Annotated in this window: 2 protein-coding genes; both read left to right on the top strand. The window is 56.5% G+C overall.

The features are described from left to right. Positions 1–320 (top strand): substrate-binding domain-containing protein (locus EN780_RS36430; RefSeq protein WP_189557098.1); only part of this gene is annotated, 320 nt, incomplete at its 5' end. 33 nt (positions 321–353) lie between these two features. Further along, positions 354–676, top strand: a 323-nt coding sequence (locus tag EN780_RS36425; RefSeq protein ID WP_189557096.1) for an HAD hydrolase-like protein, incomplete at its 3' end; no start/stop codon positions are given.

The following is a 676-nucleotide window of genomic DNA, read 5'->3' as shown; positions in this document are numbered from 1 at the left end:
CAACCGCACTGGTCTGCAATACCGACGTGGTTGCCTTCGGCGCCCTAAGCGAAAGCCGCCGGCTTGGGATTCGCATTCCACAGGACATCTCCGTCGTGGGCTTCGACGACGCAGAGTATGCCGCACAGTTGGACCCTCCGCTGACGACGATTGCCGTGCCCGCCGAGGAAATGGGACGCCTGAGCGCCGAGATGCTCCACATGTCGCTTTCCACAGGAGAGTCTCCTCGCTTTGTGCGGCTGGACTCTCAATTGATCGTGAGAAAATCGGCTTGCCCCCCGCGAGGCCTGAAGCAACTGCGCCTCGCCAGCGCCGTGTAGACCATTGCCGCTGCTGCCATGGGAAACATCGCAATGAAGAGGCAAGGCGTGCCCCCTAAGACAGTTCTCCCGGCCCGCCCTTCGGCGATAATCTTCGATTTCGACGGCGTCATCTTGGATTCAGCCGAGATCAAGGCTCAGGCTTTTGCGGAGATCTATTCCGAGAAAGGCGAAGAATGGGCTGCTTTCATCCTGGATTATCAGCGCAAGCATGGAGGCGTATCTCGTCGAGAAAAGTTCAAACATTTTGACAAAACGATGCTCGGCCAGGAACCGACCGAGGAGAGACTTTCTTTCCTGTCACAAAGGTTCACGGATATCGTTTTCAAGAAGTTACTTTCCGCACCTTTCATCCC

It is taken from the genome of Mesorhizobium sp. M4B.F.Ca.ET.089.01.1.1, from assembly GCF_004022605.1.
Taxonomy (GTDB): Bacteria; Pseudomonadota; Alphaproteobacteria; order Rhizobiales; family Rhizobiaceae; genus Mesorhizobium; species Mesorhizobium abyssinicae.
This window is presented reverse-complemented; position numbering and strand designations above follow the sequence as displayed.